Source organism: Streptococcus sp. Marseille-Q7156, assembly GCF_965119495.1.
The window spans coordinates 43,941-66,796 of sequence record NZ_CBCPLU010000001.1; the positions used below are offsets into that span (position 1 = coordinate 43,941).

The window sequence follows — 22,856 nt, forward strand, 5'->3', positions numbered from 1 at the left end:
TTTGACTTTGTTTCTATTAGATTTTCTTACTTTGGATTTATCTATTTTAGGAGGAAATAACTATGAAAAAATCTAAACTACTCACTCTTGGTCTGCTTGTAGGTGCTGGTCTGCTTTTATCTATCAACCAAGCACAGGCTGCAGATACTTGGGTTAAAAATGGGTCTGACTGGAATCTTTCTCAAGATGGCAGTCTTGCTAAAAATAAATGGGTACAAAATGCTGGTTCTTGGTACCACTTTGACGGTTCTGGAAAAATGCAGACAGGCTGGCTCAAAGACGGTAACACTTGGTATTCGCTCGCAGATAGTGGCGCCATGCGTACTGGCTGGTACAAGGAAGGTAACACATGGTACTCACTCGCAAATAGTGGCGCTATGCGTACAGGTTGGTACAAAGAAGGGTCTACATGGTATTACCTCAAAGACAGTGGCGCTATGGCAACAGGATGGGCAACTGCAAATGGTCAATGGTCTTACTTTGAAAATTCAGGTGCTATGGTCGCAGATAGAGCTGTTCCAGCAAGCGATGGGGAAAGTTATGTTATTGGTAAGGATGGTTATATGTTAACCAAACTTCCAAGTCAGGTTGAACAAACTCAAGCGGATGATACAATTATCACAAATATTGTTACTTTATCTGACGGGTATGATTATCATCTTATTCATAGAAAAGATGGAGTCATTGTTGAAAAAAATGCTTGGTACATAAAACCTGAATTTAAGAAGTTTTCTGATAAATATGGAGATAAAGTTTCCAATACGATGTTGGCTTTAGTAGATAATACGGAAGAAGGACAAGAAATTAATCCTAAAGCTGTCGTGAAAAATTTCCAAAACATACCAAACAGGTATTACTTTGGGGCAGATGGTCGTCGCGTAACAAATTTACCAGAAATGACCACCTATTCAGAGATTAAAAAAGTTGGCAATGATGTCTATCTAGAAAATCCGGGTGCACGACTTCTTCTTGGAGCTACCAGCTTCACAATCAATAATAATAAACTATACTATTTAGATGGTGCTAATGGCAAACTCAAAACAGGTTATTTTGCATTGATTGATGATAGACCAAGCTATCATCACTATCATATTCTTGTTTATGCAGACCAATCTGGTGAAATTCTTAAAATGAAACGATTGCCAACAGGAATTTCAGATTATCTTAATAAAGAAATTGACGGTTTCTACGGTCAAACTGTTAAAATCGATAGTAAGACAGGAAATGTTTCTGTTGTGAAATAAGACGTCTGACAGAGTAAAACGAAAAAGCGAACAGCTTTGTTTACTAGGAAGTCATGTTCGCTTTTATTCATAAAGTAATAGTTACTATTAGCCCTCTGTTTCAAAAAAATCTGCTTGATAATAATCACGAACTTCTCTTTTCATTTCTTCTAGTAATCGACTTTCATCTGTTGATTCGAGTAAGGATAATCCTTTATTAATCATAGCATGATCTTCATTAACGATTCCCAGACGCACTTGAGCTACACCTAATAAATCGTATCTTTTCAATATTTTTGCTAAATCAAGACATTCTTGAATTAAGCATAGACAGTCATCTTTCTTCCCTGCTTCAAGGTACATTCGTGTCATATTGGCTAGAATGGAGTAATGAATACTTTGAATTGGACGATAATCTGTGTATTTATTTAGAGATTTTACAAGTCTTTGACGTAGCATTTCTAGTGAATCAATAGGGAAATGGAAAATAATCATCACTAGCAATCGTAAATCTGAGAGGAACCACTGATCTCTTTTTTCCAATTCTTTCCATAATTCCTCAGCCAAGGCTTGAGCTTTATCGGAAAACTGATTTTCAATCACTTCTATAAAAATGGTTAGTTCTTTCACAGCATGTTCTATTGGGATATCATTCTGCACTTCATCTAGATAAATTTGACATTTTGATAGCAGTGTCTTCATTTCTTCTAGATTAGGTGAAGAAATGACTTGATAATATTCTGAAAATAATTTCTTACGAGAATCCATTTGGTAATGTTGACAAATATAATGAAATTCATCGAAACTCATATCAATTTGCCTCAAAAGCAACTCCATAGTATCATACCTAGGAGTAGAATGATTATTTTCAAACTTAGATAAGTTAGAATGAGTAATGTAGTCACCACAGACCTCATTTTGTGTAATCCCTTTTGACTTACGAATGTATTTATAAACTGAACCAATATCCCACCGCATATTTTTGCCTCCAAAAATGTTCCAAAAGTAGAAGTTTTAGGAAAATATTTATATTTAGTATATCATAAAGGTGTGGGGTGGGCAATGATGATAGAAAGAAGGTGTTGGTTGACTCTTAAGGATTATTAGGAGTTATGTAGAATGTTTATGATGAAAAAATATCTTTTTATAACTATTCGATAAAGGAGGAAATGGCTATGAAAAAATCTAAACTACTTACACTTGGTTTGTTTGCAGGTGCTGGTCTACTTTTGTCTATCAATCAAGCACAGGCTGCAGATACTTGGGTTAAAAATGGTTCTGACTGGAATCTTTCTCAAGATGGCAGTCTTGCTAAAAATAAATGGGTACAAAATGCTGGTTCTTGGTACCACTTTGACGGTTCTGGAAAAATGCAGACAGGCTGGCTCAAAGACGGCAATACTTGGTATTCTCTAGCAGATAGTGGTGCTATGCGCACAGGCTGGTACAAGGAAGGTAACACATGGTACTCACTAGCTAATAGTGGTGCCATGCGTACAGGTTGGTACAAAGAAGGATCTACTTGGTACTATCTCAAAGACAGTGGCGCTATGGCAACAGGATGGGCGACTCCAAATGGTAAATGGTCTTACTTTGAAAAATCAGGTGCTATGGTCGCAGATAGAGCTGTTCCAGCCAGTGATGGGGAAAGTTATGTCATTGGTAAGGATGGCTATCTAGCAAATAGAAAAGATGCTGGATACAGTATTCATGATATTGTCAAACTTGGAGATGGGCAAGAATATTTGCTAAATGCTAAAGGTAACGATGTTATTATTGAAAAAAACACTTGGTACATCAAACCTGAGTTCAAGAAGTTTTCCGACAAATATGGGGATGAGGTTGCAAATACAACCTTAGCTTTAGTAGATAATAAAGAAGAAGGACAAGAAATTGATCCTAAAGCTGTTATTCGTAATTTCCAAAATCTACCAGATCGATATTACTTTGGAGCAGATGGTCGTAGAGTATTACCACTTCCAGAGATGACAACTAGATCAGAAATCAAAAAAGTTGGCAATGATCTTTATCTAGAAGACCCAGGTGTACGACTTCGATTTGATAACTTCACAATCAATAACAATAAACTATACTATTTAGATAATGGACAAAGTAAGCTCAAAACAGGTTACTTTGTACTGATTGATGATGGTATGGCTACAACCCACTATCATTTCCTTGTATATGCAGACCAATCTGGTGAAATTCTTAAAATGAAACGCTTGCCATCAGGATTTTCAGATTATTTTGACAAAGAAATCGATGGTTTCTATGGTCAAAAAATTAAGATTACACAGCCAAATAAGTATGAATATTACAAGGTTCTTGTGGTAAAATAAATAGATAAGCAATCTTCACAACGAATATAAAATTAAAACGTGCAAATCATTTTCAAGAGGCTTTAGATTTCTTGTATTTTAAAAGAAACTAAGGCCTTTTGTAGATGTATCGTTTTTCAGAAAGTATGAAAAACTAGAGAGTTGTATCGGGGAGATAAATATTATTTTGCTTAAATAAATTAGGAGTCGTTTTATTCTATGATTATTTTAGAATTCTTAGTTTCTATGCTATATATTCTGTTGGTAGTCGTTTCAACCATGGTGCCTACTATTTATTTGGGCGCTCAAATTTCCCCAGAATTTTATAAAAAACGTTATTGGGTCCTTGTATTTTTAATTAGTTTATCCGCTCGTCAAACATTTGGAGAATTATTTCATATAGGAATTCTTTTCTTCTTTTACTGTATTTTTTTACTCGTATTGCATAAGAGAAAAGTAGAAGCTCTTTTTCTTTCTCTATATCTTTTTATTTTCTTTCAAAGTATTCGCTATTTATTTTTGACAATATGGCTTCGTGTATTATCTGGTGAGAATTGGTTGTTTTTCGACGAGTTTTCGACGCTGTATCAAGCTATATTTGAGTTATTATCAATATTTTTATGTTGTAAAATTATGAAGCGTTGGTCTTTGGATTTGGATTTATTTTTTTCAGATGCTTTTAACCCCCACTATCGTAAGAGTTTTTTCATTATCCTACCTCTGACTGTATTTAGGATATTCTCTTCGTTTATGACTAATAGAAATAGTTCTTTCTACGTTCGTTTTGACACGACCATTTCTCTCCTGATTTTCATTCTCTTTTTCTCCTGGCTCTTTTATATCAGACACTTAGAGCAGGTTTATCGTGATGAGCAGACCATTCAGAGACAGGAAGATGAAAATCGTTCCTTGCAAGGGATGGTGGACAAGCTGGGTCATCTTTATGATGAAGTTCGAGGTTTCCGCCATGATTTTGCAGGGATTGTCGCTAGCATGGAGCCTGCCATAGCGAATCAAGACATGGCTGAGGTGTCTACCATTTATCAAGATGTCTTTCTAAAGACCAATGAAAAGCTGAGAAAGGCAGATTACACAGCCTTTAATCTTCATAATATCCATGATATAGCTATTCGCAATACCTTGGCAAAAGCCATGATTGTGGCAGATAATCAAGGAATTCATTTTAGTTTGGAGACGGTGGGGGTTGTCGAAGAGCTGGCATTGCCGATGTTGGAGGCTATCCGTATCCTCTCTATCCTCACGACAAATGCTTTAGAGGCAGCCAGTGAGGCTGAAAATCCGCAGATTCGGGTTGCTTTGTTGGCAAGTGATAGGAGTGTCCGTTTTATCATTGAAAACACTCGTAAGAAAGAAGAACTGAATCCCAGCATTCTCAGTCAAAAGGGTTATTCGACCAAGGGAAACCACAGTGGACTGGGCTTAGCGACCTTGGAGGATATGGTTTTTCATTATGATTTAAACTTAGATACCCAGCTAGGAGAGACGACTTTTAGACAAGATTTAGAATTGCCATTTAAGGATGAGAAACGAGGGGGAGAGGAATGAGAATTTTAGTTTTGGAAGATGATAGAGTCCAGCAGAGGCGTATAGAGCAGACTTTACTAGATATCGGTCGCTCTCGCAATTTAAGATTGGAAATTGATATTGCCAAAAGCTATGGAGATGTTGAAAAGTATTCTCAGTATTTTGACCATTACCAGCTCTATTTATTGGATTTAGAGATTGATGGAGAGCGTGAACGGGGTTTTCAAGTTGCTCAACAGGTTCGGGAGCGAGATCCTTTTACAAGCATTGTCTTTGTGTCCACACACTCGGAGGCCTTGCCTCTAGCTTTTCGCTATCACTTGTCTGCCTTGGATTTTATTTCCAAGGATCAGCCAGAGGAAGATTACCGTCATCAGTTGGAGCGCTGTCTGGACTATGTACTGGAAGTGGACAAGAGGGAAAATATGCGTCTCTTCACCTATAGTTTTGAGGGAAGACGGGGCTTTACTCTGCCCTACCATGAGATTTTAGCCTTTGAAACCTCAGTGGAATCCCATCGTATCAAGGTCTATTATGCCAATCATTCTATCAAGACCATTTACGGCAGTCTCAAGGATATAGCTGCCAAGGCTGAAAAAGATTACTTTGTCTATGCCAATCGCAATACGTTGGTCAGTTTACAGGCTATTGAAGAGATGACTGCCACAGAAGTGACCTTGTTAGAAGGCTTGCATTTCCCCGTATCACGAACAGCCAGAAGAACCCTTAAAAAATATCTTAATGTCTAATATCTGTTAGACTTGGATGAGTTTATCAATAAGAATGTCGGAAAATTTTCTGATATTCTTATTTTTTTGACTTTTTTTCGAATAGATAGGTGAGAAGAAAAAGGAGGGAGTCTATTTCATGTATCTACCAATTTTTTATCCGTGGTTTACTAAATTATTTTTCAAATAAATTTAATTAGTTGTACATTTTTGAGTTGTTTTTCGAATAGATAGGTGAGAAGAAAAAGGAGGGAGTCTATTTCATGTATCTACCAATTTTTTATCCGTGGTTTGCTAAATTATTTTTCAAGTAAATTTAATTTAGTTGTACATTTTCGAATTTTTTTTCGAATAGATAAGTAAGAGGAAAAAGAAAGGAGTCTGGTTTATGTATCTACCAATTTTTTATCCGTGGTACATTAAATTATTTTTTAAATAAAATTTAATTTAGTTGTTCATTTTCAGATTGTTTTTCGAATAGATAAGTGAGAGGAAAAAAGAAAGGAATAAAATAATGAAAGAACATTACTATGGATTTGTTGAGCTAACTTCGGAAGAATTGACCGATATTCAAGGTGGAGAAAGTTGGGTGAAGACCCTTGCAGATTGGTACATTGGATTTCGTAGAGGTTTTGGTTTTTAGGAGGATAAGAGATGAATGAAATGAATGATAAGTATACTATTGAAGTATTAAAGGAGAGCGACTTAGCTTTGCTGGTGGGTGGTAGCAAGGAAAGTTATCAACGGGGTCTAATTACAGGTCTATTGTTACGCGGTATATTTATTGGAACCCCATTTTTTAGAAGATAAGATTTAGAAAAAATAGAACAAGAGGAGAAAAAAGATGACAAATTTTGACAAAATGGAACAGAACTTTGTAGCTCTTACAGAAGAAGAGTTGATGAATGTAGATGGGGGAGCAATTCCTCTTGTAGCTTGGGTAATCGCTAATCCTGTGACGGCAGCCAAAATTGCTGGTGGAGTTGCTGCAGTGGGAATTGCAGGTTATCATTATGTGACAGGTAAGTGGTAAAAATTAAAGGAGAAATTGCTATGGAAAAATATATTTTAAAATTTGAAAAAATGACTAATACAGACTTGCAGGAAATTCAAGGGGGAGCATTACCTCTCCTTATCCCTATTGCCGCTGGTTTTGTTAAAGGATTTGTATATACTGGTGGAGCTATTCTGACAACTCGAGCACTCTTGTCAGGTAATTAGGAGTTTCTTATGAAACAATTTTTATTAGGATTTGCTGAGGGTTATTTTACCGTATCGCTCATAATCTACATCGCAACGTATTTGATTTTGAAAAATCCAATCAATACCCTATTTTATCCAGAAATTTACCCCGTTTTATTTGGGCTCTTTTATCTAGGATATAAGGTCAATAAAAAGCGAGTAGAGTAAACAGTTAAGAATGACTTGTTAGTCTGCGCTGAAAATAGCTAGGCTAGAATCTAAGAATGCATCACATCGGAGTTTAATATGAAATTCGTTAAATCAATACTGAAAGTTTGGCCTGAAATCATGGTATTACTTAGTTCAATGTCTTATATCATCATCAGATTAGTAGCTGATATGAATAAAGTATCTTTACCTACTTGCTTTGATAGTTTCAATATACCAACGATTGCATTATTTATGATGGTCTTCATTCTTTTATACAGAAGTAAAGAAAAAAAGAATGGATAAATTTGAGGTAGTAGACGCTCTATAGTGAATAGGTGTCTTATAGTAACGAATCAAAAAAGGAGTAACTATGAATCGTAATTTAGAACGATGTTATCTATTCTGACTAGGAATAGATCATACCAAAGGTGGCTTAGAAATAACGGGGACATTGGAAATTGAAGTAACTTTAAATAGGATGTCGTAAATGTTGCTATCAATGATTTATTTGTCCCAAGCTTGCCTAGGGTGACAGTAAAACATCAATTTCCTTTCATACCATATTTTTAGTAGGTAGGACGTTTGTTCTGCCTATTTTTTGCCAAAAGTGCAGTTGAGGTGTTTATTTGGAGTTTTACATATATTTTTGATAAAATAGGTGTAGAAATTAGGAAAGTTGAAGAAAAGAAATGAAGAAGGTTTTAGGATATTTTTTAGTATTTGTTTTTCTATTTTTGATGAATATTTTCATCTTTAAGATACTAGCAACTCTGGGATTTCAGCTGACAATGAGTGAAAAGAGTTATATTGTACCACCGCTGTTTTCGATTATCGTGTTGTATATGATTGACAAAAGAATTAGGAAGAAAAAGAAATAAATATATATATTTTTTTGGTAGGACGTTTGTTCTGCCTATTTTCTTTATCTTAAAAGTGCATTTGGGAGGTAGATCGGCGCATTTGGGGATGAAGTCCAGTTTTTGTTTGGTGATTGGGGTAAGATAGTTGTTATCAGATGAGTTTAGGAAAAAGGAGATGAATATGAAATTTGGGAAACGTCACTATCGTCCGCAGGTGGATCAGATGGACTGCGGTGTAGCTTCATTAGCTATGGTTTTTGGCTACTATGGTAGCTATTATTCTTTGGCTCACTTGCGAGAATTGGCCAAGACAACCATGGATGGGACAACGGCTTTGGGCTTGGTCAAGGTGGCAGAGGAAATTGGTTTTGAGACGCGGGCTATTAAGGCGGATATGACGCTCTTTGACTTACCAGATTTGACCTTTCCTTTTGTTGCCCATGTGCTTAAGGAAGGGAAATTGCTTCACTACTATGTGGTGACTGGGCAGGATAAGGATAGCATTCATATTGCCGATCCAGATCCTGGGGTGAAGTTGACCAAACTGCCACGTGAGCGTTTTGCGGAAGAATGGACAGGAGTGACTCTTTTTATGGCACCTAGTCCAGACTACAAGCCTCATAAGGATCAAAAGAATGGTTTGCTCTCTTTTATCCCTATATTAGTGAAGCAGCGTGGCTTGATTGCCAATATCGTTTTGGCAACACTCTTGGTAACCGTGATTAACATTGTGGGTTCTTATTATTTGCAGTCTATCATTGATACCTATGTGCCAGATCAGATGCGTTCGACGCTGGGGATTATTTCTATTGGGCTGGTTATCGTTTATATTCTTCAGCAGATTTTGTCCTACGCTCAGGAGTATCTCTTGCTTGTTTTGGGGCAACGCTTGTCGATTGATGTGATTTTATCCTATATCAAGCATGTTTTTCACCTGCCTATGTCTTTCTTTGCGACACGCAGAACAGGGGAAATCGTATCTCGTTTCACGGATGCTAACAGTATCATTGATGCGCTGGCTTCGACCATTCTTTCGATTTTCCTAGATGTGTCAACGGTTGTCATTATTTCCCTTGTTTTATTTTCACAAAATACCAATCTCTTTTTCATGACCTTATTGGCGCTTCCTATCTATACAGTGATTATCTTTGCCTTTATGAAGCCGTTTGAAAAGATGAATCGGGATACCATGGAAGCCAATGCGGTTCTGTCTTCTTCTATCATTGAGGACATCAATGGTATTGAAACTATCAAGTCCTTGACCAGTGAAAGTCAGCGTTACCAAAAGATTGACAAGGAATTTGTGGATTATCTGAAAAAATCCTTTACCTATAGTCGGGCAGAGAGTCAGCAAAAGGCTCTGAAAAAAGTTGCCCATCTCTTGCTCAATGTCGGAATTCTCTGGATGGGGGCTGTTCTGGTTATGGATGGCAAGATGAGTTTGGGGCAGTTGATTACCTATAATACCTTGCTTGTTTATTTTACCAATCCTTTGGAAAATATCATCAATCTGCAAACCAAGCTTCAGACAGCGCAGGTTGCCAATAACCGTCTGAATGAGGTTTATCTGGTAGCTTCGGAATTTGAGGAGAAGAAAACGGTTGAGGATTTGAGCTTGATGAAGGGAGAGATGACCTTCAAGCAGGTTTCCTATAAGTATGGCTATGGTCGAGACGTCTTGTCGGATATCAATTTGACCATTCCCCAAGGTTCTAAGGTGGCTTTTGTGGGAATTTCAGGCTCAGGTAAGACGACCTTGGCCAAGATGATGGTTAATTTTTACGACCCAAGTCAGGGAGAGATTAGTCTGGGTGGCGTCAATCTCAATCAGATTGATAAAAAAGCCCTGCGCCAGTATATCAACTATCTGCCTCAACAGCCCTATGTCTTTAACGGAACGATTTTGGAGAATCTTCTCCTTGGAGCCAAGGAAGGGACGACTCAAGAGGATATCTTACGGGCGGTCGAGTTGGCAGAGATTCGGGAGGATATCGAGCGTATGCCCCTGAATTACCAGACAGAGTTGACTTCGGATGGGGCAGGGATTTCAGGTGGTCAACGTCAGAGAATCGCTCTGGCGCGTGCTCTCTTGACAGATGCACCGGTCTTGATTTTGGATGAGGCGACCAGCAGTTTGGATATTTTGACAGAGAAGCTAATTGTCGATAATCTTATGGCTTTGGACAAGACCTTGATTTTCATTGCCCACCGCTTGACCATTGCAGAGCGGACAGAGAAGGTTGTTGTCTTGGATCAGGGCAAGATTGTTGAAGAAGGAAATCATGCTGATTTACTTGCACAGGGTGGCTTTTACGCCCATTTGGTGAATAGCTAGAAAGAGGAGAGGATGAAACCAGAATTTTTAGAAAGTGCGGAGTTTTATAATCGTCGTTACCATAATTTTTCCAGTCGGGTGATTGTCCCCATGTCCCTTCTGCTTGTGTTTTTACTTGGCTTTGCAACATTTGCAGAGAAGGAGATGAGCTTGTCTACTAGAGCTACTGTCGAGCCTAGTCGTATCCTTGCAAATATTCAGTCAACTAGCAACAATCGCATTCTTGTCAATCATTTGGAAGAAAATAAGCTGGTTAAGCAGGGAGAACTGTTGGTTCAATATCAGGAAGGGGCAGAGGGTGTCCAAGCGGAGTCTTATGCCAGTCAGTTGGACATGCTTAAGGATCAAAAAAAGCAATTGGAGTATTTGCAAAAGAGTCTGCAAGAAGGGACGGATTACTTTCCAGAGGAGGATAAGTTTGGCTACCAAGCCACCTTTCGCGACTACATCAGTCAAGCAGGCAGTCTTAGGGCTAGTACATCGCAACAAAACGAGACCATCGCGTCTCAGAATGCAGCAGCTAGCCAAACCCAAGTCGAAATCGGCAACCTCATCAGCCAAACAGAGGCTAAAATTCGCGATTACCAGACAGCTAAGTCAGCTATTGAAACAGGTGCTTCCTTGGCCAGTCAGAATCTAGCCTATTCTCTTTATCAGTCCTACAAGTCTCAGGGCGAGGAAAATCCACAAGCTAAAGCTCAGGCAGTTGCGCAGGTTGAAGCGCAGCTTTCTCAGTTAGAATCTAGTCTTGCTACTTACCGTGTCCAGTATGCAGGTTCAGGTACCCAGCAAGCCTATGCGTCAGGCTTAGGCAGTCAATTGGAATCTCTTAAATCCCAACATTTGGCTAAGGTTGGTCAGGAATTGACCCTACTAGCCCAGAAAATCTTGGAGGCAGAGTCAGGTAAGAAGGTTCAGGGAAATCTTTTAGACAAGGGGAAAATTACGGCGAGTGAGGATGGGGTGCTTCATCTTAATCCTGAGACCAGTGATTCGACCATGGTAGCAGAAGGTGCCCTACTAGCCCAACTCTATCCGTCTTTGGAAAAAGAAGGGAAAGCCAAACTCACAGCTTATCTAAGTTCAAAAGATGTAGCAAGAATCAAGGTCGGTGATTCTGTTCGCTATACGACGACTCATGATGCCAAGAATCAACTTTTCCTAGATTCTACTATTACCAGCATCGATGCGACAGCTACTAAGACTGAGAAAGGGAATTTCTTTAAAATCGAGGCGGAGACTAATCTAACTTCGGAGCAGGCTGAAAAACTTCGGTACGGGGTGGAAGGTCGCCTACAGATGATTACGGGCAAGAAAAGTTATCTACGTTATTATTTAGATCAATTTTTGAACAAAGAGTAATGTTCGTATTTTTAGAGTTAAATAATTTTTAAACTGTGAGAAATCTTTTTCTTGCAGTTTTTTCTTTATGATTTTTGAAGCCACTACGTTGTTTATTCGGTTAAATTCTTGTAATTTTAGGTTTTTTATGGTAGAATGTGCTCAAGTAATACGAAAGGCGAACTTTAAAATGTCAAAACAATTGATCTATTCGGGAAAAGCTAAAGATATCTATACAACTGAGGATGAAAATCTTATTATTTCAACTTACAAGGACCAGGCGACTGCTTTCAACGGTGTCAAGAAGGAGCAGATTGCAGGTAAGGGAGTCTTGAATAATCAGATTTCATCTTTTATTTTTGAGAAATTAAATGCGGCTGGTGTGGCGACTCACTTTGTGGAGAAACTTTCAGACACGGAACAACTCAATAGAAAGGTTAAGATTATTCCTTTGGAAGTCGTGCTCCGCAACTATACTGCTGGTTCCTTTTCAAAACGTTTTGGTGTGGATGAGGGAATCGCCTTGGAGACTCCGATTGTCGAATTTTACTATAAAAATGATGATTTGGATGATCCCTTTATCAATGATGAGCATGTGAAATTCCTACAGATTGCGGATGACCAGCAGATTGCTTACTTGAAGGAAGAAACCCGTCGTATCAATGAACTCTTGAAAGGCTGGTTTGCTGAGATTGGGCTTAAGTTGATTGACTTTAAGCTAGAGTTCGGTTTTGACAAGGATGGCAAGATTATCTTAGCAGATGAATTTTCACCAGATAACTGCCGTTTGTGGGATGCGGATGGCAACCACATGGATAAGGATGTTTTCCGTAGGGGATTGGGAGAACTAACAGACGTTTACGAAGTTGTCTGGGAGAAGTTGCAAGGTTTGAAATAATCTGTTTGCAACGGAAAACCTTCGTCTCTCAACTAAAAGGACTCAGGCTGAAAAGGTCCCCCAGACCTTTTCACTCCGTAGGGGATTGGGAGAGCTAACAGACGTTTATGAAGTTGTCTGGGAGAAGTTGCAGGGATTGAAATAATCTGTTTGCAAGACTCTCAAGGTCATTTGGAAACATTGCAAGAGCTGAAATAAAGGAATAAGGATTGATGGATAAACGTATTTTTGTTGAAAAAAAGGCTGATTTTCAGGTCAAGTCAGAGAGTTTGGTTAGAGAACTCCAGCACAACTTGGGACTGTTAAGCTTGAAAAGTATTCGCATCGTGCAAGTGTATGATGTATTTGACTTGGCAGAGGACCTGTTTGCACCTGCAGAGAAACACATTTTCTCTGAGCAGGTGACAGACCATGTTTTGGACGAAGCTGCTGTGCAGGCGGATCTTGCTAACTATGCTTTCTTTGCTATTGAAAGCCTGCCAGGGCAGTTTGACCAGCGTGCGGCTTCTTCACAGGAAGCCTTGCTTTTACTAGGAAGTTCGAGTGATGTAACGGTTAATACAGCCCAACTTTACTTGGTGAATAAAGATATTGATGCGACTGAGTTGGAAGCGGTCAAGAACTACTTGCTCAATCCAGTTGATTCTCGTTTCAAGGACATCACGACAGGGATTGCCAAGCAGGAATTTTCAGAGTCAGACAAGACCATTCCTAAATTGACTTTCTTTGAAAGCTATACAGCAGAAGATTTTGCCCGCTACAAGGCCGAGCAAGGGATGGCCATGGAAGTGGATGATTTGCTCTTTATTCAAGACTACTTCAAGTCAATAGGGCGCGTGCCAACTGAGACGGAACTCAAGGTTTTGGACACTTACTGGTCTGACCACTGCCGTCACACGACTTTTGAGACAGAGTTGAAACACATCGACTTTTCAGCTTCTAAATTCCAAAAGCAATTGCAGTCAACCTATGACAAGTATATTGCCATGCGTGATGAGTTGGGACGTACGGAAAAACCACAAACCTTGATGGATATGGCCACTATTTTCGGTCGTTATGAGCGTGCTAATGGACGTTTGGATGATATGGAAGTGTCAGACGAAATCAATGCTTGCTCAGTCGAAATTGAAGTGGACGTTGATGGTGTGAAAGAACCATGGCTCCTCATGTTTAAAAACGAAACCCACAATCACCCAACTGAGATTGAGCCATTTGGTGGGGCGGCTACTTGTATCGGTGGAGCCATTCGTGACCCATTGTCAGGTCGCTCATATGTTTACCAAGCTATGCGTATCTCAGGTGCGGGTGATATTACCGCACCGATTTCGGAAACGCGTGCTGGGAAATTACCACAACAAGTCATTTCTAAAACAGCGGCCCATGGTTATTCTTCATACGGTAACCAGATTGGGCTTGCGACGACCTATGTTCGTGAATACTTCCACCCAGGCTTTGTAGCTAAACGCATGGAGCTTGGTGCCGTTGTCGGAGCTGCTCCTAAGGGCAATGTCGTCCGAGAAAAACCGGAAGCTGGTGATGTCATTATCCTTCTTGGAGGTAAGACTGGACGTGATGGTGTCGGTGGTGCGACAGGCTCTTCTAAAGTTCAAACAGTTGAGTCTGTTGAGACTGCTGGTGCTGAGGTTCAAAAGGGGAATGCCATCGAAGAACGCAAGATTCAACGTCTTTTCCGTAATGGCGATGTCACTCGTCTTATCAAGAAGTCTAATGATTTTGGCGCTGGTGGTGTCTGTGTAGCTATTGGTGAATTAGCAGACGGCCTTGAAATCGATCTCAACAAAGTGCCTCTTAAATACCAAGGCTTGAATGGTACCGAAATTGCCATCTCTGAATCTCAAGAACGGATGGCGGTTGTGGTGCGTCCTGAAGATGTGGATGCCTTCGTTGCTGAATGTAACAAAGAGAATATTGACGCTGTTGTGGTTGCGACAGTGACGGAAAAACCAAATCTGGTTATGCACTGGAATGGTGAGACAATCGTGGACTTGGAGCGTCGTTTCCTTGATACCAATGGTGTGCGCGTGGTCGTTGATGCTAAGGTGGTTGACAAGGATGTCAAACTCCCAGAAGAGCGTCAAACATCTGCTGAAACACTGGAAGCAGATACTCTTGGGGTTCTATCTGACCTCAACCATGCCAGTCAAAAAGGCTTGCAGACTATCTTTGATTGCTCTGTTGGACGTTCTACGGTTAATCACCCACTTGGTGGTCGCTACCAACTTACACCAACTGAGGCTTCTGTGCAGAAGTTGCCAGTTCAACACGGAGTGACTTACACTGCGTCTGTCATAGCTCAAGGATTCAATCCATATGTAGCAGAATGGTCTCCATACCACGGTGCTGCCTATGCGGTGATCGAAGCAACTGCTCGTTTGGTAGCTGCTGGTGCAAACTGGTCTAAGGCTCGCTTCTCTTACCAAGAGTATTTCGAGCGCATGGACAAACAAGCTGAGCGTTTTGGCCAGCCAGTAGCAGCTCTCCTAGGCTCTATCGAGGCACAAATTCAGCTTGGTTTGCCATCTATCGGTGGTAAGGACTCCATGTCTGGTACTTTTGAAGAATTGACAGTACCGCCAACCTTGGTCGCTTTTGGGGTAACGACAGCAGATAACCGTAAGGTGCTTTCTCCTGAGTTCAAGACTGCTGGGGAAAATATCTACTACATCCCAGGTCAAGCACTCTCAGCAGAGATTGAATTTGACTTAATTAAGTCAAATTTTGCTCAGTTTGAAGCCCTTCAAAAGGCTCATAAAGTGACATCTGCATCAGCTGTCAAATACGGCGGTGTGGTTGAAAGTTTGGCTCTCGCTACCTTTGGAAATCATATTGGTGCAGAGGTGATCTTGCCTGAACTTGAAACGGCTTTGACAGCTCAATTGGGTGGATTTGTCTTCACATCTCCTGAAGAAATTGCTGGAGTAGAGAAAATCGGTCAAACGAAAGCAGACTTTACACTGACTGTAAACGGTGTGAAGCTAGATGGACACAAACTTGACAGTGCCTTCCAAGGCAAATTGGAAGAAGTTTACCCAACAGAGTTTGCCCAATCCAAAGAACTGGCTGAAGTACCAGCTGTGGCATCAGATGTTGTGATTAAATCCAAAGAAAAGGTTGAAAAACCTGTGGTCTATATCCCAGTCTTCCCAGGAACCAACTCAGAATATGACTCAGCTAAGGCTTTCGAAAAAGAAGGTGCAGAGGTCAACTTAGTGCCATTCGTGACCTTGAATGAAGAGGCTATTGTCAAGTCAGTTGAAACCATGGTTGACAACATCGGCAAGGCTAACATCCTCTTTTTTGCAGGTGGATTCTCAGCTGCGGACGAGCCAGATGGTTCAGCCAAGTTTATTGTCAATATTCTGCTTAATGAAAAAGTGCGTGCCTCTATTGATAGCTTTATCGCTCGTGGTGGCTTGATTATCGGTATCTGTAATGGGTTCCAGGCCTTGGTCAAATCAGGTCTTCTTCCATACGGAAACTTTGAAGATGCTAGCAGTACTAGTCCAACCCTCTTCTACAATGATGCCAACCAACACGTGGCCAAGATGGTGGAAACTCGCATTGCCAATACTAACTCACCATGGCTTGCTGGAGTGGAAGTTGGTGAGATTCATGCCATTCCTGTTTCGCATGGTGAAGGGAAGTTTGTCGTGACAGCTGAGGAATTTGCAGAGCTCCGTGACAATGGACAAATCTTTAGCCAATACGTGGACTTCGAAGGCAAACCAAGTATGGATTCTAAGTACAATCCAAATGGTTCTGTAAATGCTATAGAGGGAATTACTAGCAAGAACGGCCAAATCATTGGTAAAATGGGACACTCAGAACGTTATGAAGACGGTCTTTTCCAAAACATCCCAGGAAATAAAGACCAGCACCTGTTTGCGTCGGCGGTTAAATACTTTACTGGAAAATAAGACTTGCAGATGTTTTAATAGATAGTATCAGTAATGTAAAAGTCATGTAGATTTAGATCTTGGTGCTACACAAATAAAAATTAGGTATATAAAATGACATACGAAGTAAAATCTCTTAATGAAGAATGTGGTGTTTTCGGTATCTGGGGACATCCAGATGCTGCTAAATTGACCTATTTTGGTCTCCACAGTCTTCAGCACCGTGGTCAGGAGGGGGCAGGAATCCTCTCCAATGACCAAGGGAAACTAAAGCGCCATCGCGATATGGGTCTTCTATCAGAAGTCTTCAGAAATCCTGCTAACTTAGATAAATTGACAGGAACTGGTGCGATTGGGCATGTCCGTTACGCGACTGCTGGCGAAGCTTCTGTAGATAACATCCAGCCTTTCCTCTTTAGATTCCATGATATGCAGTTTGGCTTAGCTCATAATGGGAATCTGACCAATGCTGCCTCTCTCAAGAAAGAATTGGAACAAAGAGGAGCAATTTTCAGCGCGACTTCGGACTCGGAAATCTTGGCTCACCTCATTCGTCGCAGTCATAATCCTAGCCTGATGGGCAAAATCAAGGAGGCGCTCAGTCTAGTTAAAGGTGGTTTTGCCTATATCTTGCTGTTTGAAGACAAGTTGATTGCGGCTCTTGACCCTAATGGCTTCCGTCCGCTTTCTATCGGGAAAATGGCTAACGGAGCCGTCGTAGTATCATCTGAAACATGTGCTTTTGAGGTTATTGGTGCAGAATGGCTTCGCGATTTGAAGCCAGGTGAGATTGTGATTATTGATGACAAGGGAATCCAGTATGATAGCTATACGGATGATACTCAGTTAGCAATCTGTTCTATGGAGTATATCTATTTTGCTCGTCCTGATTCTAACATTCATGGTGTCAATGTTCATACGGCACGTAAACGTATGGGTGCTCAATTGGCGCGTGAATTCAAGCATGAGGCGGATATCGTGGTCGGTGTGCCCAATTCTTCCCTTAGCGCGGCTATGGGATTTGCGGAAGAGTCCGGGCTACCAAATGAAATGGGCCTCATCAAGAACCAATACACCCAACGTACCTTTATCCAACCGACTCAAGAATTGCGGGAGCAAGGGGTGCGGATGAAATTGTCTGCAGTTTCTGGTGTTGTCAAAGGCAAGCGTGTTGTTATGATTGATGACTCTATTGTGCGTGGAACAACCTCTCGTCGTATCGTTCAGCTCTTGAAAGAAGCGGGTGCAACTGAGGTTCACGTTGCTATTGGTAGTCCAGCGCTAGCTTATCCATGCTTCTACGGGATTGATATCCAGACCCGTCAGGAGCTAATTGCGGCCAATCATACGGTTGAAGAAACTCGCCAAATCATTGGTGCGGACAGTCTGACCTATCTGTCTGTTGAAGGTTTGATTGAGTCAATTGGTATTGAAACGGATGCGCCAAATGGTGGTCTCTGTGTCGCTTATTTTGATGGGGATTACCCAACGCCTCTCTACGACTATGAAGAAGACTATCGTAGAAGTTTGGAAGAAAAGACCAGTTTTTACAAATAGACAATAGATCCTCCATTAAAGAAAAGGAATATAAAAATGACAAATAAAAATGCTTATGCTCCACGTCTCGCTACTGACTAAAAGCTAAAGCATTTGTCAGTAGACGCTTTCTCCTATGGGGCAAAGCTAGAACCCTGACTAGTATTTTTATACTCTTCGAAAATCAAATTCAAACCACGTCAGCTTCACCTTGCCGTACCCAAGTACAGCCTGCGGCTAGCTTCCTAGTTTGCTCTTTGATTTTCATTGAGTATTAGATAAAATAATTGTTTATCTAAAAATACGTCGCAGTCTTTCCCAAAAAAAGAAAAGGAAAAATAAAATGGCAAATAAAAATGCGTACGCTCAATCTGGTGTGGATGTTGAAGCGGGTTATGAAGTTGTTGAACGGATTAAAAAGCACGTGGCTCGTACGGAGCGTGCAGGTGTCATGGGAGCTCTGGGTGGCTTTGGTGGTATGTTTGACCTTTCAAAGACTGGGGTTAAAGAACCCGTCTTGATTTCAGGAACTGATGGTGTCGGAACCAAGCTCATGCTGGCTATCAAGTACGACAAGCACGATACCATCGGTCAGGACTGTGTGGCCATGTGTGTCAATGATATCATCGCTACAGGTGCGGAGCCCCTCTATTTCCTTGACTACGTAGCGACAGGGAAGAATGAACCAGCTAAGCTAGAACAAGTTGTCGCTGGTGTGGCAGAAGGTTGTGTGCAGGCAGGCGCTGCCCTCATTGGTGGGGAAACAGCTGAGATGCCTGGTATGTATGGCGCAGATGACTATGACTTGGCAGGTTTTGCGGTCGGTGTGGCTGAAAAATCTCAAATCATTGACGGTTCAAAGGTGGCAGAAGGAGATGTTCTTCTCGGACTTGCTTCAAGTGGGATTCATTCCAATGGTTACTCTCTCGTCCGTCGTGTCTTTGCGGATTACACAGGTGAGGAAATCTTGCCAGAATTGGAAGGCAAAAAACTGAAAGACGTTCTTTTGGAGCCGACTCGTATCTATGTCAAGGCTGTTTTGCCACTCATCAAAGAAGAGTTGGTCAACGGCATTGCCCACATCACTGGTGGTGGCTTTATCGAAAATGTCCCTCGCATGTTTGCAGCTGAATTGGCTGCTGAGATTGAAGAAGACAAAGTTCCAGTCTTGCCAATCTTCAAAGCTCTTGAAAAATATGGTAAAATCAAACATGAAGAAATGTTTGAAATCTTCAATATGGGTGTGGGGCTCATGCTGGCAGTTAGCCCTGAAAATGTAAGTCGTGTCAAGGAATTGTTGGATGAACCAGTCTATGAAATTGGTCGTATCGTCAAGAAAGAAAACGAAAGTGTCATCATCAAATGAAAAAAATAGCGGTTTTTGCCTCTGGTAATGGCTCAAATTTTCAGGTGATAGCGGAACGATTTCCAGTAGAGTTTGTCTTTTCAGACCATCGTGACGCCTATGTGCTCGAACGTGCAGACAAGCTCGGCGTTCTGTCCTATGCTTTTGAACTCAAGGAGTTTGAGAGCAAGGTAGACTACGAAGCGGCCCTTGTCGAACTCTTGGAAGAACACCAGATTGACTTGGTTTGTCTAGCAGGCTACATGAAAATCGTTGGACCAACCTTATTAGCAGCTTATGAAGGCCGGATTATCAACATTCATCCAGCCTACCTGCCAGAATTTTCAGGAGCTCATGGGATTGAGGATGCTTGGACTGCTGGCGTTGCTGAGAGCGGCGTGACCATTCACTGGGTAGATTCTGGTGTGGACACTGGTAAGATCATCAAACAAGTACGTGTGCCACGGCTGGCTGATGATACGATTGACAGTTTTGAAGAACGTATTCATGAAGCAGAGTATAAGTTGTATCCAGAGGTGCTGGATAGTTTGGGAGTAGGGAGAAGATAAGAAGTAAATCAAATTTTGATTGTGCAATCTTGCTAGGAGAAAAAATGATTGAGATAAAATTAGTAGATGAGAGTAGTTTTCAGGCAGTGCTGGATTTGAAAATATCTGAAGCTGATGAACGAGCACGTTTCGTGTCTCCAAATGTACGCTCTTTAGCTGACGCATGGCTCTACCGAGAGAATGGGGATGTGTTTCCAATGGCAATTTATTGGAATGAGCTTGTAGTTGGTTTTCTCCTGTTGGAAATAGATAAGGATGAAGCGGAATACTTTATCTGGCGGATAATGATTGGCCAGCAGTACCAAGGAAGAGGTTATGGACGAAAAGCCGTGGAATTTCTGATCAAAAAGGCTCAGATGGATAGCACTTGCAATCATATTATCGCAGATTATGTGGTTGGAAATGAAAAAATGAAGCACCTGTTGACTAGTTTGGGTTTTCAGGAAACAGGATTTATAGAAGAAAATAATGAAGTTGCTATGCGCTTGGACCTAAAGAAAGAGGAATAGAATGACGAAAAAAGCTTTAATCAGTGTCTCAAACAAAGAGGGCATTGTTGAATTTGCCCAAGAACTTAAAAAAACTCGGTTGGGACATCATCTCAACAGGTGGAACCAAGGTTGCCCTTGATAATGCTGGGGTGAGCACCATTGCCATTGATGATTCATATGATATCTTTGATTCAAAATTGGAGTCAGTGATTGTTGAAGACGGCTTCAAACGGAGGTATTTGTAATGTTAGAATCTAAAAAAACAACTCGATATGTATTTTATGTCTATCTGATGTTATTAACTTGGGGAATCTTATTTAAGTTTGAGACCAATCCTGAATTTATAGCATTTTTCTTAGCTCCAAGGTATATCAATTGGATTCCATTTTCAGAACCACTAATAGTAGATGGAAAAATTGTTTTTGCTGAAATGTTATTTAATCTGATTTCCTTTATTCCATTAGGTGTTTGTTTCCCTCTGATAAAAACTAATTTATCTAGTTTAAGAATAGTCGGGACAGGTTTCTTGATTGGTTTATTGTTTGAGTGCTTACAGTATATTTTAGCAATAGGTATAACAGATATAACGGATTTGGCTTTAAATACGCTAGGTGTTTGTGTAGGCTTACTGATTTATCAAATGTTTATAAGAGTGTTCAAATCACAGACTAGAAAATGGATCAATATCTTAGGTATGCTTAGCCTTGGTTTTGCTTATCTTGTTTTACTATTACTGCATTTAATTGGTGTTTAACTAATGATTAAAAAGGAGAATATAATGACTAAACGCGCCTTAATCAGCGTCTCAGACAAAGTGGGCATTGTTGAATTTGCCCAAGAACTTAAAAAACTTGGTTGGGATATTATCTCGACAGGTGGGACAAAGGTTGCCCTTGACGATGCTGGGATAGAGACTATTGCCATCGATGACGTGACTGGTTTTCCAGAGATGATGGACGGTCGCGTCAAGACTCTTCACCCAAATATCCATGGTGGGCTCCTCGCTCGTCGTGACTTGGATAGCCACCTAGAGGCTGCTAAGGAGAACCAAATTGAGCTTATTGACCTTGTTGTGGTCAACCTCTATCCATTCAAGGAAACCATTCTCAAACCAGATGTGACTTATGCTGATGCGGTGGAGAATATCGATATCGGTGGGCCATCTATGCTTCGTTCAGCAGCTAAAAACCATGCCAGCGTGACGGTTGTGGTAGACCCTGCTGACTATGCAGTGGTTTTGGATGAGTTGTCAGCCACAGGTGAAACTACTTATGAAACTCGCCAACGTTTGGCAGCTAAAGTTTTCCGTCACACAGCGGCTTATGACGCCTTGATTGCAGAGTATTTCACAGCTCAAGTGGGTGAAAGCAAACCTGAAAAGCTCACTTTAACCTATGATCTCAAACAAGCTATGCGTTACGGTGAGAACCCTCAACAAGACGCGGATTTCTACCAAAAAGCTTTGCCAACAGACTACTCGATTGCTTCGGCTAAACAGCTCAATGGGAAAGAATTGTCATTCAATAATATCCGTGACGCTGATGCGGCCATTCGTATCATCCGTGACTTTAAAGACCGTCCAACCGTTGTGGCTCTCAAACACATGAACCCATGTGGAATCGGTCAGGCTGATGACATCGAGACTGCTTGGGACTACGCTTATGAGTCTGACCTAGTGTCTATCTTTGGTGGGATTGTCGTTCTCAACCGTGAGGTGGATGCTGCGACAGCTGAGAAGATGCATGGAGTTTTCCTTGAAATCATCATTGCACCAAGCTATACGGATGAGGCGCTAGCCATTTTGACCAACAAAAAGAAAAACTTGCGTATCCTTGCCTTGCCATTTGATGCTCAAGAGGCTAGTGAAGTGGAAGCAGAATACACAGGTGTAGTTGGTGGACTTCTGGTGCAAAACCAAGATGTGGTCAAGGAAAGCCCAGCCGATTGGCAAGTGGTGACCAAACGCCAACCAACTGAGACAGAAACGACAGCTCTTGAGTTCGCTTGGAAGGCTATCAAGTACGTCAAATCAAACGGTATCATCATCACCAATGAGCACATGACACTGGGTGTTGGCCCAGGTCAGACTAACCGTGTGGCTTCTGTTCGTATTGCCATTGACCAAGCCAAAGACCGTCTTGACGGCGCTGTGCTTGCTTCGGATGCCTTCTTCCCATTTGCGGATAATGTGGAAGAAATCGCCAAAGCAGGTATCAAGGCCATCATCCAGCCCGGTGGATCGGTCCGTGACCAAGAGTCTATCGAAGCCGCTGACAAATATGGCCTGACTATGGTCTTCACAGGCGTGAGACATTTTAGACATTGAAAAATGAGGTTTATAGAAGAACCTGGTATTTT

The 22,856-nt window shown here is 40.9% G+C and carries 22 protein-coding genes and 1 pseudogene; 22 read left to right on the forward strand and 1 reads right to left on the reverse strand.

Annotated features, from left to right (window positions below; genetic code table 11):
• Window positions 1–62 precede the first annotated feature (62 nt).
• On the forward strand, window positions 63–1,244 hold the full coding sequence (locus ACWPV5_RS00240) for an N-acetylmuramoyl-L-alanine amidase family protein (protein WP_219967317.1): 1,182 nt from the start codon (window positions 63–65) through the stop codon (window positions 1,242–1,244).
• An 87-nt stretch (window positions 1,245–1,331) separates the two neighbouring features.
• Here ACWPV5_RS00240 and ACWPV5_RS00245 read toward each other — a convergent pair whose 3' ends face one another.
• Window positions 1,332–2,201 (reverse strand): helix-turn-helix domain-containing protein, encoded by an 870-nt coding sequence (locus ACWPV5_RS00245; RefSeq protein WP_219967316.1) that lies wholly within the window; start codon window positions 2,199–2,201, stop codon window positions 1,332–1,334.
• Between the two features lie 197 nt (window positions 2,202–2,398).
• Here ACWPV5_RS00245 and ACWPV5_RS00250 point away from each other — a divergent pair, with 197 nt between their 5' ends.
• The 21 genes and pseudogenes from ACWPV5_RS00250 to purH all read left to right on the forward strand — a co-directional run bounded on the left by ACWPV5_RS00250 (window position 2,399) and on the right by purH (window position 22,824).
• Window positions 2,399–3,562 carry an N-acetylmuramoyl-L-alanine amidase family protein gene (locus ACWPV5_RS00250; protein WP_454381942.1) on the forward strand — a complete coding sequence of 388 codons (1,164 nt, stop codon included), beginning with the start codon at window positions 2,399–2,401 and terminating at the stop codon, window positions 3,560–3,562.
• A gap of 729 nt (window positions 3,563–4,291) precedes the next feature.
• Window positions 4,292–5,107: a GHKL domain-containing protein gene (locus ACWPV5_RS00255; RefSeq protein ID WP_258318582.1), complete on the forward strand. Its 816-nt coding sequence runs from the start codon at window positions 4,292–4,294 to the stop codon at window positions 5,105–5,107.
• On the forward strand, window positions 5,104–5,835 hold the full coding sequence (locus ACWPV5_RS00260) for a response regulator transcription factor (RefSeq protein ID WP_219967313.1): 732 nt from the start codon (window positions 5,104–5,106) through the stop codon (window positions 5,833–5,835). Before ACWPV5_RS00255 ends, ACWPV5_RS00260 begins: the two co-directional genes overlap by 4 nt.
• 493 nt (window positions 5,836–6,328) lie before the next feature.
• Window positions 6,329–6,457 (forward strand): smi_0059.1 family bacteriocin-like peptide, encoded by a 129-nt coding sequence (locus tag ACWPV5_RS00265; RefSeq protein ID WP_000658224.1) that lies wholly within the window; start codon window positions 6,329–6,331, stop codon window positions 6,455–6,457.
• Between the two features lie 11 nt (window positions 6,458–6,468).
• A complete protein-coding gene (locus ACWPV5_RS00270; protein WP_001004584.1) occupies window positions 6,469–6,624 on the forward strand; it encodes a hypothetical protein in 156 nt (51 codons plus the stop codon).
• A 34-nt stretch (window positions 6,625–6,658) separates the two neighbouring features.
• Entirely contained in the window at window positions 6,659–6,847 is a 189-nt protein-coding gene (locus ACWPV5_RS00275) for a class IIb bacteriocin, lactobin A/cerein 7B family (RefSeq protein ID WP_060805138.1), read from the forward strand.
• Window positions 6,848–6,867: 20 nt separating this feature from the next.
• Window positions 6,868–7,035 (forward strand): class IIb bacteriocin, lactobin A/cerein 7B family, encoded by a 168-nt coding sequence (locus tag ACWPV5_RS00280; RefSeq protein WP_219967312.1) that lies wholly within the window; start codon window positions 6,868–6,870, stop codon window positions 7,033–7,035.
• Between the two features lie 9 nt (window positions 7,036–7,044).
• On the forward strand, window positions 7,045–7,224 hold the full coding sequence (locus ACWPV5_RS00285) for a hypothetical protein (RefSeq protein ID WP_061439954.1): 180 nt from the start codon (window positions 7,045–7,047) through the stop codon (window positions 7,222–7,224).
• A gap of 671 nt (window positions 7,225–7,895) precedes the next feature.
• Window positions 7,896–8,084, forward strand: coding sequence for a hypothetical protein (locus ACWPV5_RS00290; protein ID WP_000756559.1), 189 nt, complete (start codon window positions 7,896–7,898; stop codon window positions 8,082–8,084).
• A 163-nt stretch (window positions 8,085–8,247) separates the two neighbouring features.
• Window positions 8,248–10,401 (forward strand): peptide cleavage/export ABC transporter ComA, encoded by a 2,154-nt coding sequence (gene comA, locus ACWPV5_RS00295; RefSeq protein WP_454381943.1) that lies wholly within the window; start codon window positions 8,248–8,250, stop codon window positions 10,399–10,401.
• A 12-nt stretch (window positions 10,402–10,413) separates the two neighbouring features.
• Entirely contained in the window at window positions 10,414–11,763 is a 1,350-nt protein-coding gene (gene comB, locus ACWPV5_RS00300) for a competence pheromone export protein ComB (protein WP_454381944.1), read from the forward strand.
• A gap of 169 nt (window positions 11,764–11,932) precedes the next feature.
• On the forward strand, window positions 11,933–12,640 hold the full coding sequence (gene purC / locus ACWPV5_RS00305) for a phosphoribosylaminoimidazolesuccinocarboxamide synthase (protein ID WP_454381945.1): 708 nt from the start codon (window positions 11,933–11,935) through the stop codon (window positions 12,638–12,640).
• Window position 12,641: 1 nt separating this feature from the next.
• Window positions 12,642–12,785 carry a phosphoribosylaminoimidazolesuccinocarboxamide synthase gene (locus tag ACWPV5_RS00310; RefSeq protein WP_120770879.1) on the forward strand — a complete coding sequence of 48 codons (144 nt, stop codon included), beginning with the start codon at window positions 12,642–12,644 and terminating at the stop codon, window positions 12,783–12,785.
• Window positions 12,786–12,852: 67 nt separating this feature from the next.
• Window positions 12,853–16,578 (forward strand): phosphoribosylformylglycinamidine synthase, encoded by a 3,726-nt coding sequence (locus ACWPV5_RS00315; RefSeq protein ID WP_454381946.1) that lies wholly within the window; start codon window positions 12,853–12,855, stop codon window positions 16,576–16,578.
• 93 nt (window positions 16,579–16,671) lie between these two features.
• Complete coding sequence (gene purF / locus ACWPV5_RS00320) at window positions 16,672–18,114, forward strand: amidophosphoribosyltransferase (protein WP_454381947.1); 1,443 nt, start codon at window positions 16,672–16,674, stop codon at window positions 18,112–18,114.
• Between the two features lie 322 nt (window positions 18,115–18,436).
• Entirely contained in the window at window positions 18,437–19,459 is a 1,023-nt protein-coding gene (gene purM / locus ACWPV5_RS00325) for a phosphoribosylformylglycinamidine cyclo-ligase (RefSeq protein WP_454381948.1), read from the forward strand.
• Window positions 19,456–20,007, forward strand: a complete 552-nt coding sequence (gene purN, locus ACWPV5_RS00330) for a phosphoribosylglycinamide formyltransferase (protein ID WP_219967305.1) — start codon at window positions 19,456–19,458, stop codon at window positions 20,005–20,007. The genes purM and purN overlap by 4 nt, the downstream gene beginning before the upstream one ends.
• 44 nt (window positions 20,008–20,051) lie before the next feature.
• Window positions 20,052–20,516 carry a GNAT family N-acetyltransferase gene (locus ACWPV5_RS00335; protein ID WP_000569798.1) on the forward strand — a complete coding sequence of 155 codons (465 nt, stop codon included), beginning with the start codon at window positions 20,052–20,054 and terminating at the stop codon, window positions 20,514–20,516.
• A gap of 1 nt (window position 20,517) precedes the next feature.
• Window positions 20,518–20,671: pseudogene (locus tag ACWPV5_RS00340) on the forward strand (bifunctional phosphoribosylaminoimidazolecarboxamide formyltransferase/IMP cyclohydrolase); the annotation flags it as partial.
• Window positions 20,672–20,742: 71 nt separating this feature from the next.
• A complete protein-coding gene (locus ACWPV5_RS00345; protein WP_219967304.1) occupies window positions 20,743–21,252 on the forward strand; it encodes a VanZ family protein in 510 nt (169 codons plus the stop codon).
• A 24-nt stretch (window positions 21,253–21,276) separates the two neighbouring features.
• Window positions 21,277–22,824, forward strand: coding sequence for a bifunctional phosphoribosylaminoimidazolecarboxamide formyltransferase/IMP cyclohydrolase (gene purH / locus ACWPV5_RS00350; RefSeq protein ID WP_219967303.1), 1,548 nt, complete (start codon window positions 21,277–21,279; stop codon window positions 22,822–22,824).
• Window positions 22,825–22,856 lie beyond the last annotated feature (32 nt).

Bases quoted from the DNA above. Each gene is read 5' to 3' on its own strand.
- ACWPV5_RS00240 (WP_219967317.1), top strand. From the start codon at position 63: ATGAAAAAATCTAAACTACTCACTCTTGGTCTGCTTGTAGGTGCTGGT.
- ACWPV5_RS00245 (WP_219967316.1), bottom strand. From the start codon at position 2,201: ATGCGGTGGGATATTGGTTCAGTTTATAAATACATTCGTAAGTCAAAA.
- ACWPV5_RS00250 (WP_454381942.1), top strand. From the start codon at position 2,399: ATGAAAAAATCTAAACTACTTACACTTGGTTTGTTTGCAGGTGCTGGT.
- ACWPV5_RS00255 (WP_258318582.1), top strand. From the start codon at position 4,292: ATGACTAATAGAAATAGTTCTTTCTACGTTCGTTTTGACACGACCATT.
- ACWPV5_RS00260 (WP_219967313.1), top strand. From the start codon at position 5,104: ATGAGAATTTTAGTTTTGGAAGATGATAGAGTCCAGCAGAGGCGTATA.
- ACWPV5_RS00265 (WP_000658224.1), top strand. From the start codon at position 6,329: ATGAAAGAACATTACTATGGATTTGTTGAGCTAACTTCGGAAGAATTG.
- ACWPV5_RS00270 (WP_001004584.1), top strand. From the start codon at position 6,469: ATGAATGAAATGAATGATAAGTATACTATTGAAGTATTAAAGGAGAGC.
- ACWPV5_RS00275 (WP_060805138.1), top strand. From the start codon at position 6,659: ATGACAAATTTTGACAAAATGGAACAGAACTTTGTAGCTCTTACAGAA.
- ACWPV5_RS00280 (WP_219967312.1), top strand. From the start codon at position 6,868: ATGGAAAAATATATTTTAAAATTTGAAAAAATGACTAATACAGACTTG.
- ACWPV5_RS00285 (WP_061439954.1), top strand. From the start codon at position 7,045: ATGAAACAATTTTTATTAGGATTTGCTGAGGGTTATTTTACCGTATCG.
- ACWPV5_RS00290 (WP_000756559.1), top strand. From the start codon at position 7,896: ATGAAGAAGGTTTTAGGATATTTTTTAGTATTTGTTTTTCTATTTTTG.
- comA (WP_454381943.1), top strand. From the start codon at position 8,248: ATGAAATTTGGGAAACGTCACTATCGTCCGCAGGTGGATCAGATGGAC.
- comB (WP_454381944.1), top strand. From the start codon at position 10,414: ATGAAACCAGAATTTTTAGAAAGTGCGGAGTTTTATAATCGTCGTTAC.
- purC (WP_454381945.1), top strand. From the start codon at position 11,933: ATGTCAAAACAATTGATCTATTCGGGAAAAGCTAAAGATATCTATACA.
- ACWPV5_RS00315 (WP_454381946.1), top strand. From the start codon at position 12,853: ATGGATAAACGTATTTTTGTTGAAAAAAAGGCTGATTTTCAGGTCAAG.
- purF (WP_454381947.1), top strand. From the start codon at position 16,672: ATGACATACGAAGTAAAATCTCTTAATGAAGAATGTGGTGTTTTCGGT.
- purM (WP_454381948.1), top strand. From the start codon at position 18,437: ATGGCAAATAAAAATGCGTACGCTCAATCTGGTGTGGATGTTGAAGCG.
- purN (WP_219967305.1), top strand. From the start codon at position 19,456: ATGAAAAAAATAGCGGTTTTTGCCTCTGGTAATGGCTCAAATTTTCAG.
- ACWPV5_RS00335 (WP_000569798.1), top strand. From the start codon at position 20,052: ATGATTGAGATAAAATTAGTAGATGAGAGTAGTTTTCAGGCAGTGCTG.
- ACWPV5_RS00345 (WP_219967304.1), top strand. From the start codon at position 20,743: ATGTTAGAATCTAAAAAAACAACTCGATATGTATTTTATGTCTATCTG.
- purH (WP_219967303.1), top strand. From the start codon at position 21,277: ATGACTAAACGCGCCTTAATCAGCGTCTCAGACAAAGTGGGCATTGTT.